Origin of the sequence: Streptomyces sp. NPDC057694 (assembly GCF_042799415.1) — a bacterium.
In the GTDB taxonomy this organism is placed as follows: Bacteria; Actinomycetota; Actinomycetes; order Streptomycetales; family Streptomycetaceae; genus Streptomyces.
On sequence record NZ_JBHVIX010000002.1, the window covers coordinates 1 to 22,135 of the forward strand.

Below are 22,135 nucleotides of genomic sequence, written 5' to 3' on the forward strand. Positions count from 1 at the left end.
ATGCCCTCGGCATGCGCTGGTAACCACACAGACCACCGGAGGGAGCAGGCACCCATCAGCAGGCCGAGCGCCCCGGCCTTGAGACCATCCCCGCGGGCGTGGGGATGGTCCTGTCATCGTCTGACACATCGCCGAAGGCGGAGTTGCCGAGTAGCCGACGTCGGCATTCTCGATCGGCCTGGCCTTCGTGGAATTGATCTCGATGTGTGTCAGTGGCTCCTGGCAGTGTGTGCCGTGTGAACGTTGATTCTTTCTGGGGACTGGTGGAGACCTGCAGACGGCAGGCGGAGGGCAGGGATGCACGGCTTGCCTGGTTGCGGGATGAGCTGTCGCGAAGGTCGCAGATGGAGATCGTCGAGTTCCAGCTGCGCCTCGACCAGGTAACCCGTCAGGCTTTCCACTGGGAGTTGGTTGCTGCAGCTGAGCGGATCTTCGGCGGCCGGTGCTCGGACGACGATTTCGACTACTCCGGCCTCTGGATGGTCGGGCTCGGACGCGAGATCTTCGGGCGAGCGGTGCTTGACCCGGATGCCTTGGCTGATGCGCCTGAAGTGCTGGCGCTGACTGGTAGGAGCTCGAAGGGCTGGGGCGAGGGCTGGCCCGGGTGGGAGTTGCTGGATTATGTGGCCTCGGGAGCCTACGAGTTGGTGAGCGGGGATCTTGATCCGTGCGGGGAAGAGTTTTCTGCCGCGGTGCGGGCTCGGCGAGGCGCGCATGTGGTCAGCCGGGGGTTGGCGGGGGAACGCTGGAATGTTCGGGACGAAGCGGAAGCGGCTCGTAGGCTGCCGCGATTGAGCTCTATGTTCTCGCTCCGTGCTGATTCCTGAGGTCATTGTCCCGTCGTGTTGAGTCTGTCCGTGGGTCTTGTGGTGGGCTGTGGGGTTGCCAGGTGGAGTGAGGAAGCTCGAGGCGGGATTCGAGGCCCAGTGCGTCTGGCTTTCGCTGGATTCGGGGGGCGGTTGGTCCGTTGCTGTCTGGGGAGTCCGGCGCGGGGTGTCGGGAGGTCAGGTGTGGAGCAGGTTGGTCGAGACCGCCCAGAGGCGCTCGGCGACAGCGGGATCGAGCGCCCATTCCTTGACGCCGTGCGGGTGTTGTGCGAGGTCTGCGTTGTTCGGCACGGTGTAGGCCTCCTGCGAGTCGTCGAGGTAGTGGCCTCCGGAGTGGGCGAACTGCGGGGCGACGGCCGCGACCATGGTGGTGGCGGCTCCCTGCTGGACCGTTTTGTATGTGAAGACTCCGGCGGCTTCGGCTGCGTCGAGTGACTGCTTTTGCTGAGCGGTGAAGTTGCGCTGCAGACCCGTCGCGACGCCGCCGGGGTTTACCGCGTTGGCGACGATGCCGTCGGACGCCCACAGGCGGGTCGCCTCGACGGCGAACAGGGAGTTCGCCGTCTTCGACTGGGCGTAGGCGATCTGCGGGTCATAGCTGCGGCGCTCGAAGTGGAGGTCGTCGAAGTCGATGCCGGAACGCATGTGCGCCGTTGAACTGACCGAGACGATCCGTGCCCCGTCGCGCTCACACGCTCCGTCGGCCAGGGCGCGATGCAGCCCGATGGCGAGCGCGAGGTGGCCCAGGTGGTTCGTCGCGAACTGCAACTCCCAGCCCTCGCGGGTCCGTTCGAGGCCGCTGGTGACCACGCCCGCATTGTTGACCAGCAGGTGAAGTGGGCCGCTCCATGCGGCGACGAGCGACGTGGCGGTGGCTCTGTCGGCGAGGTCCAGACGGATGCCTCGGGGGCGGATCCCGCCGGTGGAGCTCTCGATCGATCCTGCCACGGCGTCACCCGCGGCCGTGTTCCGCACGGCGAGCGTCACCTCTGCCCCGGCTGCGGTCAACGCGCGAGCCGTCTCGATTCCGATCCCGGAGGAAGCTCCCGTCACGATCGCGCGGATGCCGGCGAGGTCAGCACTGCGAACCACCTCGTCCGCCGTGCTGGTGGCAGTGAAGGACGTGGAGAGAGGTGCGCGAGCCGTCATACAGCGAGACTATACAAACTAAACTCAACTTGTATAGCTGGACTCCCGCTTCTATGCTCACTCCATGAGCAGCCCCGGGACCGGTCCCCTGTCGTCGCCAACCCCCGATACCGACCGCCGAGCCACGGTTTTGGACTCTGCGCTCGCGACGTTCGCCCGATTCGGCTACCGGAAGACCTCGATGGAGGAAGTGGCGCGGGCTGCGCACATCTCCCGCCCCGGGCTCTATTTCCTCTTCTCCTCGAAAGAGGCTCTGTTCCGTGCTGCCGCGACCCAGGCCCTGGAACGCGACATCGCAGTGGTCGAAGACGTCCTGGCCGATGTCGACCGCCCCCTCCCGGAGCGCCTCGTCGAAGCCTTTGACCAATGGGCGGGCCGCTACGTCGGCCCACTGGCACGCGACATCGCTGCGGTCATAGCGGACAACCCCAACCTCCTCGGAGAGATCGCACAGACCGCTCCACAACGTTTCGAGGAATTGATCACGAGTGCGATCGCCGTCGAGTCAGGACACAAGACGGCCGCCCCCGCCGCACAGACGATGATCAGCGCATCGATCGGCCTCAAGCACCAGACCGCAACACGGGAGTCCTACCTCGAGCGCCTGAAGATCGGCATCGCACTCCTGGTGCACTGAAGACACACGGCGCGCGCCTGAGCGCAGAGATGGCGGCGAACGTCGGCTTCCCGAGCCCGCCGCGCCCACGGCGACGATGCGCGTACCGGGCTCCGGGGAGCGGAGTACGTCCGCGTCGGCGGCCGTCGCCGTGCAGGTCTCCTCCCGCGGGCCGTACGCGGCGGTCCAGCGGTCTGGCGCCCGGCCGGCGTCCCCGGCTGCCAGCCGGGCCAGGCCCTCGACATGGAGGGCGTCACCGAGGGCATGAACGGGCGGCTCAGTGTGACTCGTCGATACCTGAGCACTGTCCAGATGGACCGGACTGTCTTCACCGGGTGGAGCGGCCCTCCGGCAGTGAGCCTCGGGATTCAGCACAGCGGGTGGGATGCACTCGCGTCCCGTACAGAGGGGCCGACGGGGTCACGGTGGAGCGGCCGTGGCGGGCCGTGATAGAGGACCTGAGCCACTTGGAACGCTCGGTCGTGCACAGCGGCGAAGCGGGACGCGGTCATGACGCTGGACCAGGCCCCGCGCACGGCCGGCCAGGCCGGCCGGCCAGTGGTGGTTCGTGTGGGAGCAGCGGCGGGGCCGGGTGGTGGCTCATGTACCTCATCTGGTCGTGACTGTTGGTCGGGAGGCATGCACTTGGTGGACTGCCCTGGGCGGGAGGGCCTTCCGTGTAGCTGAGGCGCAAGGGGGCGGGAGATGAGGGCATCCGCGCGACAGTGAGGCACCTGGTCAGCCACGGCGCCCGGCACTCTCCACCTGGTGCGAAAGACGCCGTATCGGCGTGAACCTGATCAGTGGTCAGCCTCGTTCAGGGTATGACGGCCGCACCGGCCCGACCCTCAGACCTGAACACCGACCAGCGAGGTCGAGGGGTAGCAGATGGGACAGAAAATGATTCTGAAGAACTTCAAGCGGTCTGCTGCAGTGCTGACCGCAGCCGCCGCACTGGGTGTGAGTGCAGGCCTCATCGCTCCGCAGGCCGCTTCGGCAGGAACAGCCCGCAGCGCCACCTCTACCTGGAACGGCAGGACGGTCGAGGCTCAAATCGACAACTCTCCTGGCAACGGCGCTACCGCCTGGCTCTGGCTCGCGGACTACAACGCCGGAAACGCGATAGCACACGTCACCTACGTCGACGGTACGACGGCAGGCTGGGGACCCGTGTGGAACACCAGCGCGTCCGCAAGCCTGCCCAAGAAGGTCAGTCGCTTCCAGGTCTGTTTCTACGGAAACTCGACCTATCTGCACTGCAGCGCCTGGACTTCCATGTAGCCGCCCGCCGGGACTGCACCGAACATGCATGAACCGTCCCGCCGTCGTCGACCGCTGTGCCAGTGAGTACAGCGGTGCAGAACATGTGCCGAGCATGATCGGCATGAAGAAGCACCTGGCACCGATCGCCGCCCTGTCCGCTGCGGCCGGTGCCGCGGTGACCCTCGGTACGGGCACCGGCTCCGCGGCGAGCTACGACAACATCCCTCGGGACATGAACGCGCGCAAATCTAACGACGCGGACGCGGACCTCAGCCCCCGTAACCACCGACTGGCTGACGCAGACCTCCCCGCCCCAGTGATCACTCACAGTACGCGAGACCGCGCCGGAGCCGTCCCGCACTGACAGGCGGAGCGTCGCAGAAGCGCTGGTGACCCTAGGGACCTCTCCGTGAACTGGGGAACACACGTCAGTACTGCCATCGGCGTTGTCCTGGGCGTCAGCGCGACGCTGTTAACCGATCGTGTGCGGTACCGCAGGGAACGGGAAACTCGTGATCAGAATGCCCAACGAGACCTGTACACGAGGCACTTGACGGCTCTGCACAACGGTTCGTCACCGCCTGCCCGGCCCACCCCATCGGCTTCCCTACAAGGGCCGCACCTGCTCCCCACCGGGAAGCAGGTGCGGTCCAGATCGACCTGATGGACGCCGTGCAGCGTGTGATGCGCACTTAGCGGACGTCCGGGAACCATGAGCCGGAAGCTCATTTCAGTTCTGTTCCCTGGGGGCGGGGGGGGAGACTCCCGGCTCCCCCGCCCCCCCGGATCTGTGTCGGCCCGATGTCATCTGTCGTTGCGGGCCCCTCGATCTCCTGACCGCATCCGAACAATCTAGGACCGAAACTGGCCTAGTTCACTCCTACCGTGACGCCACTGGCACCCCAGCAACTCACACAAGGCGGTCACCATGACGAGCAACGAGACGATCACCCGTGTACACGCCGAGCCCGCCACCCCGGCCGTCACCGGCGAGGCCACCGACTGGCTCCAAGGGCTGGCCAAGCAGCGGCATTTCCTCCGGTTCACCACCCGCGACCTCACCGACGAGCAGGCAGGTCTGCGGACCACCGCCAGCGAGCTGTGTCTGGGCGGATTGATCAAGCACGTCACCCGGGTGGAGCGGAGCTGGGTGACCTTCATCCAGCACGGCCCGTCCGCAATGCCCGACTTCACGGCGATGACGCAGGCGGACTGGGCCGAGCGAGCAGCGACCTTCCGCATGCTGTCCGGCGAGACGCTGGCGGGCGTCCTCGCCGACTACACAAAGGCGGCGCACGACACTGACACCGTGGTCGCTTCCCTGCCCGACCTGGACGTGTCCTGGCCACTGCCGAAAGCTCCGTGGAACGAGCCCGGGACCTCCTGGTCAATCCGTCGCGTTCTGATCCACCTGATCGCCGAAACGGCCCAGCACTGCGGTCACGCCGACATCATCCGCGAGTCCCTGGACGGCGCGCAGAGCATGGCATAGCAGGCCGGACTCCGCTCAACCTGGCACAGAGACCGGACGCCGAACCAGAACCGTGCGACAGCCCGCCCGAATTCTGCACGGGCGGGCCGTCCACGCCCTCCCCGATACAGGCCTCCTCACCCGCATCCCCGCCGACGGCAGCCCTGCGATACGGCCGACGGACCGGCTGGTGGATAAAGAGGGCCGCGCCAGCCGCGGCCGAAGGCTCTCTTGCCCGTACGGCAGTCCTGTCCTACGGGCTCCCCGCAGGACGAACTGCCACACATAACGGCTAATGCCGACTGCAAGAGAAGAGCGACCGCCAGCATCCGACCGCGAATCCTACAAGCAGCGGAACACGGTCAAGCGGTACATCAACAGGCTCAAGCAATGGCGCGGGCTTGCCACACGCTACGACAAGACCGCCACCATCTACCTCGCCAAACTCCACATCGCAGGCATCTTCATCTGGTCGGCACGATAACGCCGGAGCCTCACGGTCGGATGGCGATCGTGCTTACGGTGCCGTTGCCCCAGACAGTGGTGTTCATCAACACCTGGCCGTCGAGCGAGACGACCGTGAACTCCGGGACGAACCGCTCCGTCAGCAGATCTCCCATCGAACTGCGGAACTGGGCCACCTCACTGCACACCACGTCCCATTCGTCGAGAAGACGGACGCGAACCCAGCCTCGATACTCCCCCTCGACGTCCTCGTCCTCAGGAAGCGCGAAGTCGACTGCGAGCAAGAACTCTCGTTCCTTGCTGAACAAGCCATGGTCAATCGCCATGCGATACCAGCTCGCATTGACCTTGTCCGCCAGGCCAGGCTCGTCCACATCCGCCACCTCATCCGGGCGAGAGTCGAACCGTCCGTGCTCGGGGCGTGCGCTCGCAGGGCTGTAGCCGGGCGGCAGCTCAGGCGATCGGACCTCCCCGTAGACCCGTTCAACGAAGCGAAACCCGGCGGGCTTGAGCGCGACAGCCATGTCGCCATCAGTCATTGGCACGGCGGCAACGATAAGGCCTGCTCAAACGACCACAAAGGCATTTTCGAATGATCCAAAAGACACCCCGTAGCCCACGAATGGATCTGTTCCCGTAGGCCAGGAACTCTCCGGGATCAGCTAGAACGAGGCGATGTCGAACCTCGGCACCGCGCCGTGACCACACACGACACACCCCCATCAATCCTCACCGGATACCCCAGCAGAGGCGGTTGGCCTCCAGGGTGCCGCCCCTGGTCAGAGGTCGAGGACGGCGCGCAGGGCTGCGTCCACCCGGTTCATGACCTCGGGGGCGACTGCTCCGCGCAGCGTGGCGTCAGCGAACCGGGTCGCCGTGGCGAGTTGCTGGATGTTGACGGCGACGGCGGTGCAGGGAACCGGGCCGGTGATCTCGACCGACATCGCGGTGTCGGGGTAGCGGCCGGGCGGGTGCAGCACGATCGCGAGGACGGCGCCGTACGCGGCGTCGAGGCCGGTGAGGGTGACGACCAGGACGTCGCGGCCGTCGGTGAGGGTCCAGACCTCACCGCGCTTGATCTCGCGGGTCACAGGCTATCGCCCTCACCAGCCAGGTCCTGGCCGAGGCCGAGGGCGGCGAGCTGGTGGCCGGCGTCGAGGGTCGCGGCGCGGCAGGCGGCTCTGACGATGTACGCGTTCACGCTGAGACCTGCGGTTTTCGCGGCGAGCTTGATCGCGGGGGCGATGTCGTCAGGCACGCGGAGCGTCATCGGGGTAATCGACATGACACCAGGCTAGACACCGGAAAGCGGTGTCACCAGGTGATGCCGGATACGGGGAGAGCCAGGCTGGTCTTGATGGTGTCGAAGGCCACCAAGGTCTCGTAGCGCCTGATGTTGTCATCAGCCTTGAACAGGCGGTCGCCGAGGCGGCCACAGTCGCGCATGCTGCGCGCCGCCAGGACGATCACGTAGTCCCATGGCCCCGCGACTCGGTAGCACTGCTGGACCTGTGGTTCGGAGAGCATCCGTTCGGCGAATACGCGGTGGTGTTCGAACGATTCCTGGTTCAGGGTCACCAGGACCGTCGCCAGGACGGTGGGGCCGAAGCGGTGCGGGTCGAGGACGGCGACCTGCCCGACGATGAGGCCGTCCTTGCGGTAGCGGGCGATCCTCCGATGGACGGCGCTCGGTGAGAGCCCGACCCGTTCGCCGAGCTCGTGCAGCGTGCGTCCGGCGTCGTACTGGAGCAGATCCAGCAGCAGAGCGTCGATCTCGTCCAGGCGTGGTGGCGGCGATTCAGGCACACAAAATTATTGCGCCTGGACGCGAAAATTCTCAATCGCTTCGATCGAGCGTTCGGTTAGCGTCGGTCGCGTCCGCAGGTTCTACGGCAGCGGAAGGGGAGGCGCATGGACCTGGATGTGGCGCGCATCGAGCACGCCGTACAGGTGATCGATCCGGTATTCCTCAATACCCCGCAGTACCTCGACGAGCAGCTTTGCAGGGCGTTGGGCCATCGCGCGGTGTCGGTGAAGGTGGAGACGGCCAATCCGGTGCGCAGTTTCAAGGGCCGGGGCGCCGATCTGATGCTGAGCACACTGGCTCCCGGAACGCCGGTGGTGTGCGCGAGTTCGGGCAACTTCGGGCAGGCCGTCGCCTACGCGGGACGCGCCCGCGGGATGCCGGTCGTGGTGTTCGTGCCCGAGACGGTCAATCCCGCCAAGCGCGAGCGGATGGAGACCTTCGGCGCCCGCGTCATCGCGGCGGGGGCGGACGGCCTGTCGGCGCGGAAAGCCGCGGCCGTCCACGCCGAACGCCATCCTGACCATCTCTACTTGCAGGATGGCCTCCAGGCGGCGATTGCCGAGGGCGCAGGGACGATCGGGGTCGAGCTGACCCGTGGAGCGCCGGGCGGTCCTGGCTTCGACGCCGTCGTGCTCCCGGTCGGCGATGGCGCGCTGATCAACGGTGTGGCGTGCTGGATGAAGGAGCACGCACCCGGCACCCGGATCGTGGGGGTGAATGCGGAAGGCGCCCCCACGATGCGGGAAAGCCTGCGCGCCGGCCGCGCGGTCCACCTCGAGCACGTCCGCACCTTCGCCGACGGCATCGCGGTGCGCACCTTGCTGGAGACCTCGGTGCGGCGGGCCTGCGCGCTGGTGGACGAGATCGTCCTGGTGTCCGACCACGCCATCGCTGCCGCCATGGAGCTGGCGGCGCGCACGCTGGGGATCGTCTTGGAACCGGCGGGGGCGGCGGGCCTGGCGGCGATCGCCGAGGGCGCGGTCGCCGGAGACCGGTTGGCGACGGTGCTGACCGGTGCCAACCCGCGCCCCGAACAGGTCCGCGCGCTGGCCGCCCGGCTCACCGGCCCCGCATGGGCGCCGAGTCCCGCCGGACGCACGACCTTCTTGAGAACAAGGGAGAAGACATGAGTGAGACCACTGCTGCCAAGCGGCCGCCGCAGCCGGACTTCTCGGCGGTCACGGCCGAAGAACTGATCGCCTACCGTGCTGCGGAGAACGGCTGGCGGGCGTCCAGCGCGGCGCGTGCGCTGCTTGGCGAACCCGATCCCAGCGCCGCGATCGAGTGGAAGGCCGTCGCGCTGCCGGGCCGCGTCCTGCCGGTCCGGGTATACCGGCCGCTGTCGACGGGCGGCGATGAGGCCGCCGCCCGCAGCGACCTGCCCCTCGTGATCCATGTCCACGGAGGCGGATTTGTGGGCACGGCGGTGCAATGCGACTGGACCAACAGCCGACTCGCGGCCAGGCTGCCCGCACTCGTGGTCTCGGTCGAACACCGCCTGCTCGCCCCGGGAACTGCGCTGTCGGCAGCCGCCGACGACGGCTGGGACATGCTCCGGCATGTGCTGCGGCATGCCGCACAATGGGGCATCGATCCGTCCCGCACGGTTGTCTTCGGGGAGAGCTGCGGCGCGCTGATCAGCGCGCTGACTGCCATCCGGGCCCAGGCCGCCGGCCTGGAGCTCACGGCGCAGGTGCTGGTCAACCCCGTGGTCGATGTGACCGGGACGATGTTCGACCACCCCTCGATCACCGAGTACGGATACAGCCCGACTCGCGCCCTGCCACTACTGCGGCTTTTTCAGCAGCTCGCCGTCCCGCCGGGATACGACGCCGGCGCAGTCTCACCGCTGTACGCGGACGACCTGAGCGGGCTCGCCCCGGCGCTCGTGGTCGTGCCCACCCAGGACGCGGTCGCCGATCACGGCCGCCGCTACGCCGAGCGGCTGCGCAAGGCAGGGACCTCCGTACGGCTCTCCGAATACCCGGAAGCACAGCACGCGTTCCTCACATTGCCCGGCGTGGAACCGCAGGCCGAGGCCGCCCAGGCTGAGATCCTCACATTCCTCCGCGCAGCCCTGTCAAAGTGACGGAGGACCGAAGCACCCAGCCCTTGGACCCGACAGCCCGGCGGACTCCCGACCCCGCTGTATGAGCAACGGCTCCACCGACCCGCACGAGGCCGCGGCCACTGTGCTGCAGGCCCTCGATTCGGGCGTCACCGTGTTCGAGACCGGCGACTTCCACGGCGATGGAGCAAACGAGGAACTCCTCGGCCCGGCCCTCACATCGCACCGCGGTCCCATCGCGCTGGTCACCAAGACCGGAATCCGCCGCATCGACGGGTCTGGTCCCAGCCGGTTCGCCCAACGATCTGCGGCGTGCCTGCGAAACGTCGTTGCATCGGTTGCGCACCGACCACATCGACCTGTACTACCTCGCCCGCATCGACCCAATGAAGAGCGAAGGACCCTGATGGCAAGACCAACCCATGCACGAGGAGCGCTCGGAGCGGTGTTCGCAGGCCTTGCGCTCACTGTCCTCGCGACGACCGCCTCGTACGTCGACCGCGACACCACCCATCTGCTGGCCGACCACATTCGTGCCGGCTATCCCAGCTACTCCCAGGCACGGGTCGACTCGGCCGTCACCGACTACCTGGTCGTTCTGTCCGTCATCGGAGCGCTCGGCGTCCTCGCCTGGCTCACGACGGCCTGGGCCGTCAGGACAGGCAAACGGTGGGCCTGCCCCGCCGCGACCGTGCTGTTCATGCTCGGCGCCGGCATCGGACTGGCCGGGCTGCTGACCAAGGACACCTCCGGCGCGACCGGACTGCCGACGGAGCTGGGTTGGGCCGGGATGATTCCCTGCCTGGCAGGCGTCGTCACGGTCATATTGCTGTGGAGCAGACCGCGACCGGCGTGACGTCGGCTTCGTTCGAGCCCGCACGTGAGGAGCCGACGGCAATCACCGCGACCGTACAGATCAGCGCCAACACAAGTCACGACCACCGAGCGCCATGGAGGAAGGCACAGTGCAGAGCATCGGCATCATCGGAGTGGGCGATATCGGCCAGGCCATCGTCGAGGGCCTGCGCAGCGGGGACGGCGCGTCGCCAGACGTCTTCCTCTCTCCCCGGGGAGCCCGCACCGCCGCGGTACTGTCCGAGCGCTTCGAGGGCATCCAGGTGTGCCTCGACAATCAGACAGTGCTGGACCGCTCCGAGGTGGTGATCATTGCCGTGCGCCGCCAAGACCACCACGAGGCACTTGCCGGGCTGACGACGGACGGCGACAAGGTTGTGGTCAACCTGATGGCCGGTGTCGCCACCGACGACCTGCGCCGGACCCTCGCCACCAACGCCCCGATCGTCCGCGCTATCCCGCTGCCCGCCGTGCGTGAGTGCCGCTCCGTCACCGTGACCTGCCCCTCGCACCCGGTCGTGGACTCCCTCTTCGAACGGCTGGGCGGAGCGCTTCCCGTTGCGGACGAGGACTCCTTCAACGTCTTCTCCGCGCTGACCGGGACGCTCACCGCTCACTACGCCTACCTCGCCACGCTCACCTCGTGGGCCGCCAGCCACGGCATCGCTCCCGACGCCGCCGACCGGTATGTGCGCGGCCTCTTCCAGAACGTCGGCCGCTCCCTGAGCAACGAGATCCGCCCTCTGCACCAACTCGCCGCCGACCACGAGACGCCCAAAGGGAACAACGAGCGGGTCCGCACCACGTGGTTCGATCCAGCCAACGCCGCAGCCCTCAAGGAGGCCCTGGACGGCCTCCTCTCCGATCTCAAGTAACGGCCGTCCAGCAGGACTGGCGCCCGTGACTGGAACAGAAACCTGCATGTAGAGCGAGCGTCAGAAGGACTGGGCACTCGGGTTCTGCGCTGCTTAAATGCTCCGGTGATCGAACTGGTGGTTGTTCTGGCAGCGGCAGGGCTGATGGCGTGGTTGTTCCGTCGCAGAGTGAAGCAGCGGGCAGACAGTGTCGCTCAGGGAGATGTGATCAAGGTTCCCTGTCTGCTCCGGCACCCTTCGCTTGAAGGACGATGGCTTCGGGGACGGCTGTTGGTAGGTCCCTCTGGGATGGGCTGGGAGCCACGAACCAAAGCTGGGGCGGCAGTCTCCCTCCCGGAAGGGCTGCGGCAGGTAAGCGTGCGGGCACCGTCATGCCGCGAGGCGGTGAAGATCAACGGTGGGTCCAGAATCGTCGAGTGCAGTTCCCCCGAGGGGGCTCTTCTCGTTGCCGTGATGCCTAATGAGTTGGATCACGTGCTCACGGCCCTGAACAGCAGCTGAGCAAAGAGCGTCCCTTCACGCCTGGGCAGCGCCGTCCTCCACCTGACCGGTCAGCAGCGTCACACGGCGGCGACTTCCTGAATCCTGCATGGCATCGCAAGTTACTGGCCGTACTCGCAGAATCTGCCAGATACTGCGAACAATTCACACGTATGGATAAAGCTCGGCGAAAGGGATCTCACCTCCCCACTTGCATCCTCTTGGGCAGACGCAGGGCGACGGAACCCGCGTGAACTCCAGTTGCGTAGGAGGCGGGGTGACGGCCGACGAGTTCGGCCAGGCGGCGGCCGCCGGCCGCAGTGCGGGAGCGCACCGCTGAGAAGTCGGTCTTCCCGTCGCGCCAGATGACCAGCTCCCCGTTTATGCGGGCTACCACACCTGTCTCATCGAGAGCCCTCTTCGAGGCGCCGCGCAAAGTGAAGCAGATCCGCCAGGCCCAGTACCCGGCCGTTGAATCCTGGGAGGGGAACGTGGAGCGTCTGGGTCCAGCGGGCGGGGATCGCATCCAGCCCGTAGTACGCCCCCGCGAGTCCTCCGGTCACCGCGGCGACGGTGTCCGTGTCACCGCCGAGGTCGATCGCCGCGCGTATCGCGTCTTCGAAGCTGGCGGTGGTGCGCAATGCCCAGACGGCGGAGCCCAAACAGGGCCAGACGGCACCGTTGAACTCGGTCGCCTGATCGGGGTGCCAGTCGGGCGCAAGGACGGTGGCGTAGCGGGTGCGGTGGTCGGGATGGACAAGGTCCAGGACGTCTGGCAGTGCGGTGAGGGGGTCGGTGTCCTCCAACGTGAGGCGGATGAGTTCGTGGAAGATCGCGGTGCCCTCCCATGCTGCGCGGTCGCCGTGGGTCAGTGCGGCGATGCGGCGGGCCGCGTCCATGGTCGCTTCCTGGCCGGCGGATGCGAAGTGAACCGCGGAGGTTGATGCCCGCATCAAAGAGCCGTTACCCGCTGCTCGTTGGTTGACCTGGAAGTGAATCGCGGCGGCGAGGTCCCAGGGCATGCCGTTGGTCAGGACGTCTTCGGTCTGCAAGCCGATGTCCTTGGGTTCTGATGCCGCCCACCGCTGGAAGCGGGCGAAGATGTCCGGCAGATCCAGTCCGCCCCGCTCCAGCAGCGACTCCGCGACCAGGACGGCCATCTGCGTGTCGTCGGTGGCCTCGCCGGGGTCCCAGCCGCCGCCGCCGCACATCTCGCCGCCAGCACCAGGCACGGGAAACCGTGCGGAGAACGCTTCCTGGGGACCGAACTCGAAGGGGCCGCCCAGCGCGTCACCCACCGCTGACCCGACGACCGCGCCGGCGGCCCGCTGAATCCGCTCCATCCGCGCAGGCTATCTGTGCCGCGCCGACGGCCGCGCGGCCTTATCTCCTTCTTGGGCTCCCGACCCATCGGCGACGAACGTGTCTCATCTACGGAGGTGCACCGCCTGAAACATCATGGGGCTGAGACAGCCGTACAGGTCACATAACGCCGTCGAGGACCGTGCCGGGGGGGAGGTTCATGTTCTCTGGGGTAAAGGCTGCGGTGCGAGGCGAGCCTAGAAGGCTTGATGCAGCTCAGCGCCAGTCTGTCTCACGCTAGCAGGTGCAACAGGTGTGGTGTTGCCGCCAGCCCGGGTTGCTGAGGAAGGCTGGTGAGCCGGGTGTACCCAGACTTCGCCGTCGAGCAGCGGCATTCCCAGTACCGCCACGCCTCCCGCGTGCGACGGTGCAGCCGCGTGGTGTCCATCTCGCTGCGTTGAATGCTAAGGAGTGTCTCGCCGATCACGAATCGGGATCGACGAGGGCGGGGATGAGGTAGACACCTCGGTATGGCAAACAAGGTACGGATCGCAGCTGCGCAGCCTCCCGTCACGACCCACCCAGCCGCGAACGCGACGGCCGTGCGAGACGTAATGATTCAGGCGGCGAGATCGGGGGCACGGCTCGTTCACTTTCCCGAAGGGGCTATATCCGGATACCCCTCAGGAGAAGAGGCCAAGGAGGCACTACGAGGCTGGGACATCGACTGGGCCGCCATCACCATGGAGTTGGAGCGCATCGCCCGGCTGGCCAGTGACCTTCGCCTCTGGGTTGTCGTCGGTTCCAGCCACCGGCTCGGCGCCCCGCACTTGCCCCACAACAGCCTGTATGTCATCTCGGACCGAGGCCAGTTGGTCGACCGCTACGACAAGCGCCGCTGCTCGAACAATGAACTGTCCGGTTGGTACTCGCCCGGCTTTGACCCCGTGCTATTCGAGATCGACGGATTCCGGTTTGGCGCTGCCTTGTGCATCGAGGTCAACTTCCCCGAGCTTTTCATGGAGTACACGGCCCTCGGTGCCGATTGCATATTGCTGTCTTCCTTCTCTGATGACCCGATTTTCGATGTGCTCGCGCGCAGCCACGCTGCCACTCAAACCTGCTGGGTGTCCGTGTCGGTTCCGGCTCAGTGCAGTTCCGCGATGCCCTCCGGGGTCGTCGGGCCCCATGGTTACTGGCTCGGCAGGTGCAGCACAGACGGCGAGCCGGGGCTAATCTGCGTGGACCTCGATCCAACTCAACCCGGCCTGGAATTCGCGCTCAACAAGGCTGGCCCGTGGCGGCAGTCGGCCCGGGCCGGGGTCATCTATCAAGAGCGGCGCGTCCAGGACGATCGTAGTGCCGACCGCACGCACTTCTGACGGCGTCGCGGAAGGGCCACTCAAATGCCCGAGCGAGGATGGTCTAACCGACTCAGACCATAAAGAACAAGCTCAGGACGGCTTTGGGATCGATGCCGCGCTTGGGCGGTGCTCGGCCAACCAGACCTGGGCATATGCGACGGCGTCTGCCAGGGAGAACAGCCGCGCTTCGGCTGCAGCCACCGTACCTCGTGTTATGGGGCGTTCCTGCTCGAAGGCCGCGCCCAGGTCGTCGAAGCCGTCATCGGTGATCGACGTATCTCTCACGGTGCTCCAGCGGCGGCCCTGTGGGGTCATGATGGCGAAGGAGTTGTCGACCTGTGGTGCGGGAATCCGGTACTCGGCCAGGTGAAACGCCGTGCAGGATTCGAAGCTCGCGCCCAGCAGGAGGATCCGCGCCCCGACATCTTCCAGACGGGCAAGCGGACTGCGTTCGCCAAGCCGGCAGTCCAGAGCGTGGCCGTCCAGGATCTCGGAGGCGCGCGGGCCTATGGCCGCGAACGAGGTCTGGGGATGCGCACTGCGGGCAGCCCCTGGCCAGTTACGGACGGTCTCGGGGATCGCGCCCACACCGCGCGTGGACGTGGTGCGCGGGTCGTAGGGCAGCATCGATGCCCTGATGTCCACCCACCATGCCTCAGGCACGGACGGGCTGTTCCAGTTCGCCGGATCCGAGTTGTCTCCGGAATGCGTCGGCACCACCAACGTCCCGTCGTCTCCGAGGACGTCGAGCAGTGCCAACACAACAGCCCCGGGCCCGCCGCAGACCCAGCCGAGCGAGCTGAGGGAGGAGTGCACGAGGAGGGTCTCGCCAGGGCGTAGGCCGATGTCACGCAGCTCCGAGGCGAGTGAATCACGGGTACACAGCGGGCCTGGCGGAGGCGTCGTCGACATAGCTGGTGAGTGTCTCCCGTCCGAAGACCGCTCACCACCGGATTTCGGCAATTGCCTCCAGCCTCGATTGCCCCACGGTCGTGGCAGTCCCTGACCAAGGCCTGATGCAGGATCAAAAACACCTACTCAGCTACTTCCGTGCCATCGCGGCGTTCTTGGCCTCGGTGAACACTTCGTCTCTGAGAGCCCCTGCCTCGTTCAGGGCGGCAAGTACGAATCTCGTCCGCCAAGGTCTTCGCTGCAAGCGGAGGTTACGCAAGGACAGCAACCTGTCCCTTGCAGTCGGTGACGCGGAAGCGCAGCTCATTCAGCCAGGGCAAGGCTTCCTGGTACAGCCTTTTCGGCAGGGAGGTCTGCTGCGCAAGAGCTGACGGCAAGGTGCCCAGTAGCCCACAAGCGGCGTGAGGCCGGCCGGTCTACCGGCGCAGAAAGGGCCGGCGGTTCAGCCTCGCTTGAGAGAGCGTCCGGCGGGCGGCCATGCCACCCGCCGGGCCCCACTTACCGGCGCCGCCAGGTGTCGTACAGCTTCTGCAGCGCGCGCACGAGTCCTTCCGCATCACCAGCCAAGCGGGTCAGGACCAGCAGGAGCAACGCCAGCCCCTCGGCAACGACCAGCACGGCCCAGATTGGGCTCTCCACGTTCCAGCTCCCTCAGAATGAAGGGCGGGCTCAGGCAGCGATCCCCATCGACGCCGCCCTTTCGCCGCCCCCGGACATGACTGCCGGCGGGGAAACGCCCTGACCGGGCGCTCGTGGGACAACGGGAACGGTCAACCCGCGAATGCCGCAGATCATTGCAAGCGGAGGGGGATCGCTGATGGGGCGCTGGGAGTTATCGTCTGGAGACTGTGGGATGTCAATGTGGCGGGACTGCGCAAGAGACTCAGCCGAAGCCCACAGCGCGGTCGCAGCACCAACCGCTGTGAAGCTCAGTGAGGGGCCCGCGGTCTCCTGACGGCGCTCACGCAGCCAGGCGCGCTCTTCTCTGCTGAGCGGCCGGTATAGGTGCGCTTCGTCGCGGACCACCAGCAGTTCGCGCGCTCGAGCAACGACATCGGCGCGGCCACCGAGGAGCCGGCGCCCGGAGGCCAGCCATGCGTTGACGAAGCTGTGCGTCTTGCCAGAGCCCGTCCCGTGCCAGAAGACTGCACGGCGCTCCTGCGTAGCCCACCGATGAGCCTCGTACGCGTTGGCGTACAGCTCGTCAGCGGCGGTGAGCACGCTATCCGCGTACCGCTCGAAGGCCGTACGGCGCATGCCGTGGAACGCCGCGAAATCCGCAGGCAGATGGGCAGCGTTCGTCTGCCAGAAGCCAGCCCCTTCTGAGGAGCCCTCTGGGGACGCGTCGATGCTCACGCATAGAAGCTATCGGCCCATCGCGTTCCGTGTCCCACGTTTCCGTACCTCTTTAGAGGTCATAACACGATCTTGGGCGGCAGCCTCAGGACTTCGTGATGTTGGGGCATGGGCTTCCAGTATGTTCGTGGTATGAGTGGCAGCTTCGACGTGGCCCAGGCTCTGGATGGCGGGGTCTGCAAACGGGACCGGGCCTGGGCGTTCATCCGCAGCTTTGCTGCAGCTTGGGGCGAGCCGTTGGTCGACGGCGGTTCTCTTACGGCAGAGCTGGCGCGGGCCGCGGCGACGTTCGGCTGTTCGCTGCCGGCCGCGCTGCATGAGTTCTATGCACTCGCAGGGACCCGGCCCGATCTGGTCAGTAACCAGGACCCCCTGCTGCTGCCGCACGAGATGTTCGTGCACGACGAGTGCGGCGGTGTCCTCGTGTTCCGAAGCGAGAACCAGGGATGTGCCGTGTGGGGTGTGCGCCTTGCCGACCTTGACCAGGAAGATCCGCCGGTACTCGTTCAGACACAGCACGGTTGGGTGCCGTTCATGGACCGAGTGTCCCTGGCCTGCGTCGAACTCGTACTGAGCGAGGCGCTGTTCGGCGATGAGGGACGTCTGTATAACGCGTGCGAGCTGCCTGCTGACCTGCTCGGGAAGGTGCCGGAGCATTTTCAGCACGTTCCACTGCCGGACTACCCGATGTGGACGGGACCGGAGGACTCTCCCGTGCGTTGGTTCTCCGCGCAGGGCAAGCTGCTGCGGCAAGACGGCCTGGGCGTCCACAGCTGGCTCCATGCTCGGGGCCGCACCCGTGCCGATCTGGATGCGATCTGCGCGACCATCCCCGGACCGTGGTCCCTGGGATACACCGACTCAATGAGCTCTGAGCCTCTGCCCTTCTGAAATGTACTGGTCGGGCGTGGCGAGTCTGGCGTCAGGGCCGTTCGTGGTGGCGTGAGCACACGACCGTGGATCGTGGACAACGCGCTGTGGGCGCTGATGGAACCGCTGCTGCCGCCCTGGCCCGCCCGGTCACCGGGGCCGCGGCCAGTGGCGGACAGGCTCTGTCTGCAGGGCATCCTCTATGTCCTCTCCAACGACATAGCCTGGCAACTTCTGCCCTTGGAGCTGGGCTTCGGCTCCGGACAGACCTGCTGGCGGCGCCTGGATCGTTGGCAGCAGGCCGGTGTTTTCGAGAAATTGCACCGGCTCCTGCTCGCCGAGCTGAACGCGGCCGGCGAAATCGACTGGTCCCGCGCGTGCGTGGACGACTCTCACGTCCGCGCGAAATAAAGGGGGAGCCGCGACAGGCCCGTCGCCGGTCGACCGGCGGAAGACAGGCAGCAACACCACCTGATCTGCGACGGCAAGGGCACCCCGCTCCACGTCATCACCACCACCGCCAACGTCAACGACATCACCCAGACCCTCGACCTGGTCGACGGCATCCCGCCCGTCGCCGGACGGCCCGGCCGCCCACGACAGCGACCCGAGTCTGTCCTGGGCGACAAGGCGTACGACTCCAAGGCCGTACGCCGCCAGCTACGGCACCGCAGGATCCTTGCCGTGATCTCCCCCCAAGGGCGCCCCGAACATCAAGGGCCTGGGCAAGCTCCGCTACGTCGTGGAGCAGACCTTCGCTCGGCTCCACCAGTTCAAGCGCCTTGCCATCCGATGGGAACGACGCCTCGAACTCCACCATGCGTTCGTCTCGTTGGGCTGCAGCCTCATCTGCTGGAGGCGCCTCAAGAAGGTCAGATCATGATCGTGTTACGAGCTCTAACTGATAGTTTAGTGCTGTTTCGTGGCGTCCTGCCCGGGTTTTATGGTGGCAAGGGCGTGAGACGGGAGGGGCGGACGAGGAGAGGAGGCCGAACAGAGATGAGAGAGAACTGTTTCATCCCGGCCTCCCCCATCTCCTCCCAACTCGCCCGGCCCCTGCACCAGATGACCCCTGGCCGGGCCGCGCCCCTCGCGGTATTTCTGCAACATGGCCCCGCACGACAGGTACCCCAGCGACCTGTCCGACCAACGCTGGGAACTGATCGAACCCGTGCTCACCGCCTGGCGGAACGAGCGGCGCCGGCCCGCCCTCGACATCGGCCGCCCGCCCGAGCACGACCTGCGCCGGATCCTGAACGCGATCCTGTACGTGGACCGCACCGGCATCGCCTGGCGCTACCTGCCCCACGACTTCCCGCCCTGGAACACCGTCTACGGCTACTTCGCCCACTGGCAGCACGACGGCGTCTTCGCTCAGCTCACCGGCGTGCAGCGACGCCTGGTCCGCGAGCGCGAGGGCCGCGACGCCGAGCCGTCGGCCTGCGTGCTGGACTCCCAGACCATCGAGACCTCGGCGAACGTGCCGAAGGCCGGGCAGGGCACCGACGCCGGGAAGCGGATCATCGGACGCAAGCGCCACCTGGGCTGCAACACCCTCGGCCTGCTGCTGACCGTGCTGGTCACCGCGGCGAGCGTGTCCGACAACGCGGCCGGGGTGACGCTGCTGTCCCGCATCGCCGCCGCCCACCCGCGCATTACGAAGGCCTGGGTGGACGCCGGCTACCGCACCACCGCCATCGACCACGGCGCCGGCCTCGGCATCGACGTCCATCCCGTCCAACGCGCCCCCGGAGTCAAGGGATTCAAGGTCATTCCGCGGCGCTGGACCATCGAAGGCAGCATCGGCTGGCTCATGCACCACTGCCGCCTCGCCCGCGACTACGAGCACCACCCGCACCGCTCCGAAGCCATGATCCACCTCGCGATGATCGACCTCATGGCCCGCTGCCTCACCCACGAAGCCACGCCCAACTGGCGCGGAACCTGGCCCGGGACCAAACACCAAGCCACGGACCAAACACTCAGTAAGCGGAGTGTGTACGGCAGGCGTTGTGATCGATGTCCGACGGCGCAAGACGAAGCCAGCCGGGAAGCTCGAAGACGAGATGGCGCTCTTGAACCTGACCGAAAGGATCATGAACGCGGCCTATCCGTCATCCCTGAAGTTGCAGCGCAGCGTCTACAGGGAGGAGGCGGCGTCGCTGGTGGAACGGTATGAGGCCAGCCTCCGGTATCGCAGCATCCACAACCGCCTGCAGACACTCATCATGATCGGCTCCGCATCCACGACCACGATCGCGGCCCTCGATACAGGCAAAGAGTTCACCTGGCAGAGCGTGTCCGTAACCGGGATCAGCTTTGCCCGCGAGCGCAGCTACTTCCGCCAGCAAACGGCCGACGCCATCAAGGAGGAAGCCAACGTCGTCCGGCTCGGCATCGGCCCGTACAGCGAATACGGGCCCGACCAAGAGGAGGAGGCGCTGAAGAAATTCACCCAGCGAGTCGAAGACCACCGCAACGAGCAGCGGCGCCGCCAGCAGCAACTGGACCAGCCCGCCGACCAGGCGACCCCGTCCAGCCAGCTGCCGGCGGCCTGCCTCCGTCTCACCCCCGGCGTCGGCCTCCTCTGCGCTCGGACCACACGGAAACCGGCGGCGTGATGGTCCAGCCCCTCGCCTCGCGTCGCCCATGTTGGCGAGTCCAGGCACACGGTCAGCCAGCCGGAGCCCGAGTCCCGCTGCCTGCCGAGCAGGCGTCAACTCGGGGACGGCTCGCCCAGCACGCTCAGCTCGGACCCGGCGCAGAGTGCGAGACCGTGACCTCCGCGTGAAGCCATCAGTTGCACCGGCGTGACCGACATCGACGGCCTCCCCCTCGCCGACGCCCCGCTCCCCCCGCTGCTGCCCCTGCTGTCCCTTGAAGAAGCACAGGAGATCGTGACGGTCCGGGGCGCAGTCGTCAACGGCAGCGCCCCGGACCATGAAACGGCCCGCTGGCTGCTGGCCAACCTCGCCGCCCGCGTGCCGTCACGCGACTAGCGGCTCCGGCCGCCCGGGCAGGGGCCGCAGCGGGAACCGCACGTCCCTGCAACGAGCCGGGAACGCCCGGACAGCACGGTCATCCGCCGCCGAAGGAACCCCCTGCGCGCCGTAGGCGCTCGCCCGATCGAGGGCACCCTCCACGCTTCCCCTGTCCTCCGCCTCAAGTGTCTGGGAGATTCATGCCGACCGAACTCGCCTGGAGCGCCGCTGTCGTGGCGGCTGCTCTGCTCGCTCTGCCCCAGCCTCCGACCACATCAACGGCGGCGGCCGCCGCCAAGTGTGTGGGCGGGGCGAAGGACTCCCGGGGCCGTTCAGCCGTCGACGGCCGGGAGGTGCGCTGGGAGGACGAGACCAAGTTCAACGACGCCTACCGGCACGCGCACAAGGCATGGAGTACGCATGGACTGTCCCAGGTGAAGTTCAGGCCCGACAACGCCAGCTCAATCGCCGACCTTCAATGGCAGGGCGTCAACAGCACCCGCGACAACTTCAAGGGAGTTCTGGGCCAGTACGCCCCGCACCCGGGCGCCGACACCCTCTACCTCAACCGCGCTTATCTCGACCGCGGAAAGCGCTACGGGGACGACATGTACCGGCGGATGGTCGCCGCACACGAACTCGGCCACGCACTCGGTTTCTGCCACAAGAACCCGGACTGGTATCCCACGCTGATGGCCAAGGAAATCGACGACGTCCCAACCAACGCCCAGCCCACCTCCAAAGACCGCGCCAACTACCACAAGCTGTGGGGATGAACGGATGACCCGCACCAGACTCACCGTCCTCGCCAGCACGCTCGCCCTGACCGCCACGCTCACAGGCGCCGGCTGGTGGGGACACCAGCAGTGGACGGCTGCCTCCTCCCCTCCGGAGGCACTGACGACCTATGATCCCGACAACGCCGACGAGGTGTCCCGGATTGCCGACGACGTCTTCACCGCCACCGTCCTCGACGACGAAGACACCCGGCAGATCAACGACATCGACTGGGACATCTACCGGGTACGGGTGAGCACACCGCACAAGGGCACCCTGCATGGTGCCCTCGATGTCGCCCTGCAAAACGGCAGCGCCAAACTCGTGAACGGGCACGCCTACGTATTCGCCACCTTCACCTTCCACGATCTCCGCGACATCCACGGCCAGGTCACCGAAACCACCCCACAACCCGCCACCAACCGAGCCGTCGACACCTGGCATCAGGCTGCCGCCCACGCACCCTCTCAGCGCGCGAGTGAGTGAGAAGCCGTGTCACATCGAGTGTGAGAGACGGGAGTTGAGGCGTCGTTCAGGCTCGGTCGCATCTGCGGCACCCGCTCAAGAAGCGGGGTGTTCCTGGAGCCAGTTCGAGAGCTTGCGCGCGGATCCGAAGACGGCAGGCCGATTCGAGGGCGGCAGGACCACGTCCGGATCGTCGCCGTCGCCGTACTCGAGATCGCCGCGGTCTCTTCCT

At 66.8% G+C, this 22,135-nt stretch carries 24 protein-coding genes and 4 pseudogenes; 19 read left to right on the plus strand and 9 right to left on the minus strand.

Translation table 11 applies throughout. The features are described 5' to 3' along the window. The first annotated feature begins 236 nt into the window (after nucleotides 1–236). The gene (locus tag ACFVDP_RS06640) at nucleotides 237–827 is read left to right on the plus strand and encodes a DUF4240 domain-containing protein (protein ID WP_383484428.1); all 591 of its coding nucleotides are present in this window, start codon (nucleotides 237–239) and stop codon (nucleotides 825–827) included. A gap of 177 nt (nucleotides 828–1,004) precedes the next feature. Here the strand turns inward: ACFVDP_RS06640 and ACFVDP_RS06645 are convergent, their stop codons facing one another. Continuing rightward, a complete protein-coding gene (locus ACFVDP_RS06645) occupies nucleotides 1,005–1,976 on the minus strand; it encodes an SDR family NAD(P)-dependent oxidoreductase (RefSeq protein ID WP_383484431.1) in 972 nt (323 codons plus the stop codon). Nucleotides 1,977–2,040: 64 nt separating this feature from the next. On the opposite strand from ACFVDP_RS06645, the gene ACFVDP_RS06650 reads away from it, so the two are divergent. From ACFVDP_RS06650 to ACFVDP_RS06670, 5 genes and pseudogenes are all read left to right on the plus strand, one after another. Next, nucleotides 2,041–2,613, plus strand: a complete 573-nt coding sequence (locus tag ACFVDP_RS06650) for a TetR/AcrR family transcriptional regulator (RefSeq protein ID WP_383484434.1) — start codon at nucleotides 2,041–2,043, stop codon at nucleotides 2,611–2,613. Between the two features lie 879 nt (nucleotides 2,614–3,492). Beyond that, entirely contained in the window at nucleotides 3,493–3,873 is a 381-nt protein-coding gene (locus ACFVDP_RS06655) for a hypothetical protein (RefSeq protein WP_383484437.1), read from the plus strand. Nucleotides 3,874–3,901: 28 nt separating this feature from the next. Continuing rightward, complete coding sequence (locus tag ACFVDP_RS06660) at nucleotides 3,902–4,219, plus strand: hypothetical protein (RefSeq protein ID WP_383484440.1); 318 nt, start codon at nucleotides 3,902–3,904, stop codon at nucleotides 4,217–4,219. A gap of 564 nt (nucleotides 4,220–4,783) precedes the next feature. Then, nucleotides 4,784–5,347: a DinB family protein gene (locus tag ACFVDP_RS06665; RefSeq protein WP_383484443.1), complete on the plus strand. Its 564-nt coding sequence runs from the start codon at nucleotides 4,784–4,786 to the stop codon at nucleotides 5,345–5,347. Nucleotides 5,348–5,642: 295 nt separating this feature from the next. Continuing rightward, nucleotides 5,643–5,810: pseudogene (locus tag ACFVDP_RS06670) on the plus strand (IS5/IS1182 family transposase); the annotation flags it as partial. 10 nt (nucleotides 5,811–5,820) lie between these two features. On the opposite strand, the gene ACFVDP_RS06675 reads toward ACFVDP_RS06670, so the two are convergent. The 4 genes from ACFVDP_RS06675 to ACFVDP_RS06690 form a co-directional block, all read right to left on the minus strand. Continuing rightward, nucleotides 5,821–6,330, minus strand: a complete 510-nt coding sequence (locus tag ACFVDP_RS06675; RefSeq protein WP_383486005.1) for a hypothetical protein — start codon at nucleotides 6,328–6,330, stop codon at nucleotides 5,821–5,823. 240 nt (nucleotides 6,331–6,570) lie between these two features. Continuing rightward, nucleotides 6,571–6,882: a hypothetical protein gene (locus ACFVDP_RS06680; protein WP_383484446.1), complete on the minus strand. Its 312-nt coding sequence runs from the start codon at nucleotides 6,880–6,882 to the stop codon at nucleotides 6,571–6,573. Beyond that, on the minus strand, nucleotides 6,879–7,076 hold the full coding sequence (locus ACFVDP_RS06685; RefSeq protein ID WP_383484448.1) for a toxin-antitoxin system HicB family antitoxin: 198 nt from the start codon (nucleotides 7,074–7,076) through the stop codon (nucleotides 6,879–6,881). Before ACFVDP_RS06685 ends, ACFVDP_RS06680 begins: the two co-directional genes overlap by 4 nt. Nucleotides 7,077–7,105: 29 nt before the next feature. Beyond that, the gene (locus tag ACFVDP_RS06690; protein WP_383484451.1) at nucleotides 7,106–7,597 is read right to left on the minus strand and encodes an Lrp/AsnC family transcriptional regulator; all 492 of its coding nucleotides are present in this window, start codon (nucleotides 7,595–7,597) and stop codon (nucleotides 7,106–7,108) included. Nucleotides 7,598–7,702: 105 nt separating this feature from the next. Between ACFVDP_RS06690 and ACFVDP_RS06695 the strand changes: the two genes are divergently transcribed. From ACFVDP_RS06695 to ACFVDP_RS06715, 5 genes and pseudogenes are all read left to right on the plus strand, one after another. Further along, nucleotides 7,703–8,728 (plus strand): threonine/serine dehydratase, encoded by a 1,026-nt coding sequence (locus ACFVDP_RS06695; protein WP_383484454.1) that lies wholly within the window; start codon nucleotides 7,703–7,705, stop codon nucleotides 8,726–8,728. After that, nucleotides 8,725–9,687 carry an alpha/beta hydrolase gene (locus ACFVDP_RS06700; RefSeq protein WP_383486007.1) on the plus strand — a complete coding sequence of 321 codons (963 nt, stop codon included), beginning with the start codon at nucleotides 8,725–8,727 and terminating at the stop codon, nucleotides 9,685–9,687. The genes ACFVDP_RS06695 and ACFVDP_RS06700 overlap by 4 nt, the downstream gene beginning before the upstream one ends. A 61-nt stretch (nucleotides 9,688–9,748) precedes the next feature. Further along, a pseudogene (locus ACFVDP_RS06705) lies at nucleotides 9,749–10,073 on the plus strand (aldo/keto reductase). 38 nt (nucleotides 10,074–10,111) lie between these two features. Continuing rightward, nucleotides 10,112–10,522 (plus strand): hypothetical protein, encoded by a 411-nt coding sequence (locus ACFVDP_RS06710; RefSeq protein ID WP_383484457.1) that lies wholly within the window; start codon nucleotides 10,112–10,114, stop codon nucleotides 10,520–10,522. 94 nt (nucleotides 10,523–10,616) lie between these two features. After that, complete coding sequence (locus ACFVDP_RS06715; protein WP_383484460.1) at nucleotides 10,617–11,396, plus strand: NAD(P)-binding domain-containing protein; 780 nt, start codon at nucleotides 10,617–10,619, stop codon at nucleotides 11,394–11,396. A gap of 884 nt (nucleotides 11,397–12,280) precedes the next feature. On the opposite strand, the gene ACFVDP_RS06720 is transcribed toward ACFVDP_RS06715, so the two are convergent. Beyond that, nucleotides 12,281–13,219 carry an ADP-ribosylglycohydrolase family protein gene (locus tag ACFVDP_RS06720; RefSeq protein WP_383484462.1) on the minus strand — a complete coding sequence of 313 codons (939 nt, stop codon included), beginning with the start codon at nucleotides 13,217–13,219 and terminating at the stop codon, nucleotides 12,281–12,283. Nucleotides 13,220–13,708: 489 nt separating this feature from the next. Here ACFVDP_RS06720 and ACFVDP_RS06725 point away from each other — a divergent pair, with 489 nt between their 5' ends. Beyond that, nucleotides 13,709–14,560, plus strand: coding sequence for a carbon-nitrogen hydrolase family protein (locus tag ACFVDP_RS06725; protein WP_383484466.1), 852 nt, complete (start codon nucleotides 13,709–13,711; stop codon nucleotides 14,558–14,560). 72 nt (nucleotides 14,561–14,632) lie between these two features. Here ACFVDP_RS06725 and ACFVDP_RS06730 read toward each other — a convergent pair whose 3' ends face one another. From ACFVDP_RS06730 to ACFVDP_RS06740, 3 genes are all read right to left on the minus strand, one after another. Beyond that, nucleotides 14,633–15,454, minus strand: coding sequence for an aminoglycoside N(3)-acetyltransferase (locus ACFVDP_RS06730; protein WP_383484469.1), 822 nt, complete (start codon nucleotides 15,452–15,454; stop codon nucleotides 14,633–14,635). Nucleotides 15,455–15,952: 498 nt separating this feature from the next. Next, on the minus strand, nucleotides 15,953–16,093 hold the full coding sequence (locus ACFVDP_RS06735) for a hypothetical protein (protein WP_383484472.1): 141 nt from the start codon (nucleotides 16,091–16,093) through the stop codon (nucleotides 15,953–15,955). A 30-nt stretch (nucleotides 16,094–16,123) separates the two neighbouring features. Then, nucleotides 16,124–16,810, minus strand: coding sequence for a DEAD/DEAH box helicase family protein (locus ACFVDP_RS06740; protein WP_383484475.1), 687 nt, complete (start codon nucleotides 16,808–16,810; stop codon nucleotides 16,124–16,126). Nucleotides 16,811–16,942: 132 nt separating this feature from the next. On the opposite strand from ACFVDP_RS06740, the gene ACFVDP_RS06745 reads away from it, so the two are divergent. The 7 genes and pseudogenes from ACFVDP_RS06745 (at nucleotide 16,943) to ACFVDP_RS06775 (ending at nucleotide 21,924) form a co-directional block, all read left to right on the plus strand. Beyond that, complete coding sequence (locus tag ACFVDP_RS06745; RefSeq protein WP_383484478.1) at nucleotides 16,943–17,701, plus strand: SMI1/KNR4 family protein; 759 nt, start codon at nucleotides 16,943–16,945, stop codon at nucleotides 17,699–17,701. Between the two features lie 96 nt (nucleotides 17,702–17,797). Next, a pseudogene (locus tag ACFVDP_RS06750) lies at nucleotides 17,798–18,563 on the plus strand (IS5 family transposase). A gap of 225 nt (nucleotides 18,564–18,788) precedes the next feature. Continuing rightward, nucleotides 18,789–19,628 (plus strand): annotated as a pseudogene (locus ACFVDP_RS06755) (IS5 family transposase); the annotation flags it as partial. A 217-nt stretch (nucleotides 19,629–19,845) separates the two neighbouring features. Beyond that, nucleotides 19,846–20,301, plus strand: coding sequence for a hypothetical protein (locus ACFVDP_RS06760; RefSeq protein ID WP_383484481.1), 456 nt, complete (start codon nucleotides 19,846–19,848; stop codon nucleotides 20,299–20,301). A gap of 189 nt (nucleotides 20,302–20,490) precedes the next feature. Continuing rightward, a complete protein-coding gene (locus ACFVDP_RS06765) occupies nucleotides 20,491–20,679 on the plus strand; it encodes a hypothetical protein (RefSeq protein WP_383484484.1) in 189 nt (62 codons plus the stop codon). Nucleotides 20,680–20,861: 182 nt separating this feature from the next. Then, on the plus strand, nucleotides 20,862–21,437 hold the full coding sequence (locus tag ACFVDP_RS06770) for a matrixin family metalloprotease (RefSeq protein ID WP_383484487.1): 576 nt from the start codon (nucleotides 20,862–20,864) through the stop codon (nucleotides 21,435–21,437). Nucleotides 21,438–21,441: 4 nt separating this feature from the next. Then, nucleotides 21,442–21,924, plus strand: a complete 483-nt coding sequence (locus ACFVDP_RS06775; protein ID WP_383484490.1) for a hypothetical protein — start codon at nucleotides 21,442–21,444, stop codon at nucleotides 21,922–21,924. The last annotated feature ends 211 nt before the right edge of the window (nucleotides 21,925–22,135 follow it).

Excerpts from the sequence above, each read along its gene's own strand:
- ACFVDP_RS06730 (WP_383484469.1), bottom strand. The coding sequence starts at position 15,454 with ATGTCGACGACGCCTCCGCCAGGCCCGCTGTGTACCCGTGATTCACTC.
- ACFVDP_RS06770 (WP_383484487.1), top strand. The coding sequence starts at position 20,862 with ATGCCGACCGAACTCGCCTGGAGCGCCGCTGTCGTGGCGGCTGCTCTG.
- ACFVDP_RS06645 (WP_383484431.1), bottom strand. The coding sequence starts at position 1,976 with ATGACGGCTCGCGCACCTCTCTCCACGTCCTTCACTGCCACCAGCACG.
- ACFVDP_RS06715 (WP_383484460.1), top strand. The coding sequence starts at position 10,617 with ATGGAGGAAGGCACAGTGCAGAGCATCGGCATCATCGGAGTGGGCGAT.
- ACFVDP_RS06720 (WP_383484462.1), bottom strand. The coding sequence starts at position 13,219 with ATGGAGCGGATTCAGCGGGCCGCCGGCGCGGTCGTCGGGTCAGCGGTG.
- ACFVDP_RS06650 (WP_383484434.1), top strand. The coding sequence starts at position 2,041 with ATGAGCAGCCCCGGGACCGGTCCCCTGTCGTCGCCAACCCCCGATACC.
- ACFVDP_RS06745 (WP_383484478.1), top strand. The coding sequence starts at position 16,943 with ATGAGTGGCAGCTTCGACGTGGCCCAGGCTCTGGATGGCGGGGTCTGC.
- ACFVDP_RS06655 (WP_383484437.1), top strand. The coding sequence starts at position 3,493 with ATGATTCTGAAGAACTTCAAGCGGTCTGCTGCAGTGCTGACCGCAGCC.
- ACFVDP_RS06725 (WP_383484466.1), top strand. The coding sequence starts at position 13,709 with ATGGCAAACAAGGTACGGATCGCAGCTGCGCAGCCTCCCGTCACGACC.
- ACFVDP_RS06660 (WP_383484440.1), top strand. The coding sequence starts at position 3,902 with ATGAACCGTCCCGCCGTCGTCGACCGCTGTGCCAGTGAGTACAGCGGT.
- ACFVDP_RS06700 (WP_383486007.1), top strand. The coding sequence starts at position 8,725 with ATGAGTGAGACCACTGCTGCCAAGCGGCCGCCGCAGCCGGACTTCTCG.
- ACFVDP_RS06675 (WP_383486005.1), bottom strand. The coding sequence starts at position 6,330 with ATGACTGATGGCGACATGGCTGTCGCGCTCAAGCCCGCCGGGTTTCGC.
- ACFVDP_RS06695 (WP_383484454.1), top strand. The coding sequence starts at position 7,703 with ATGGACCTGGATGTGGCGCGCATCGAGCACGCCGTACAGGTGATCGAT.
- ACFVDP_RS06665 (WP_383484443.1), top strand. The coding sequence starts at position 4,784 with ATGACGAGCAACGAGACGATCACCCGTGTACACGCCGAGCCCGCCACC.
- ACFVDP_RS06775 (WP_383484490.1), top strand. The coding sequence starts at position 21,442 with ATGACCCGCACCAGACTCACCGTCCTCGCCAGCACGCTCGCCCTGACC.
- ACFVDP_RS06685 (WP_383484448.1), bottom strand. The coding sequence starts at position 7,076 with ATGTCGATTACCCCGATGACGCTCCGCGTGCCTGACGACATCGCCCCC.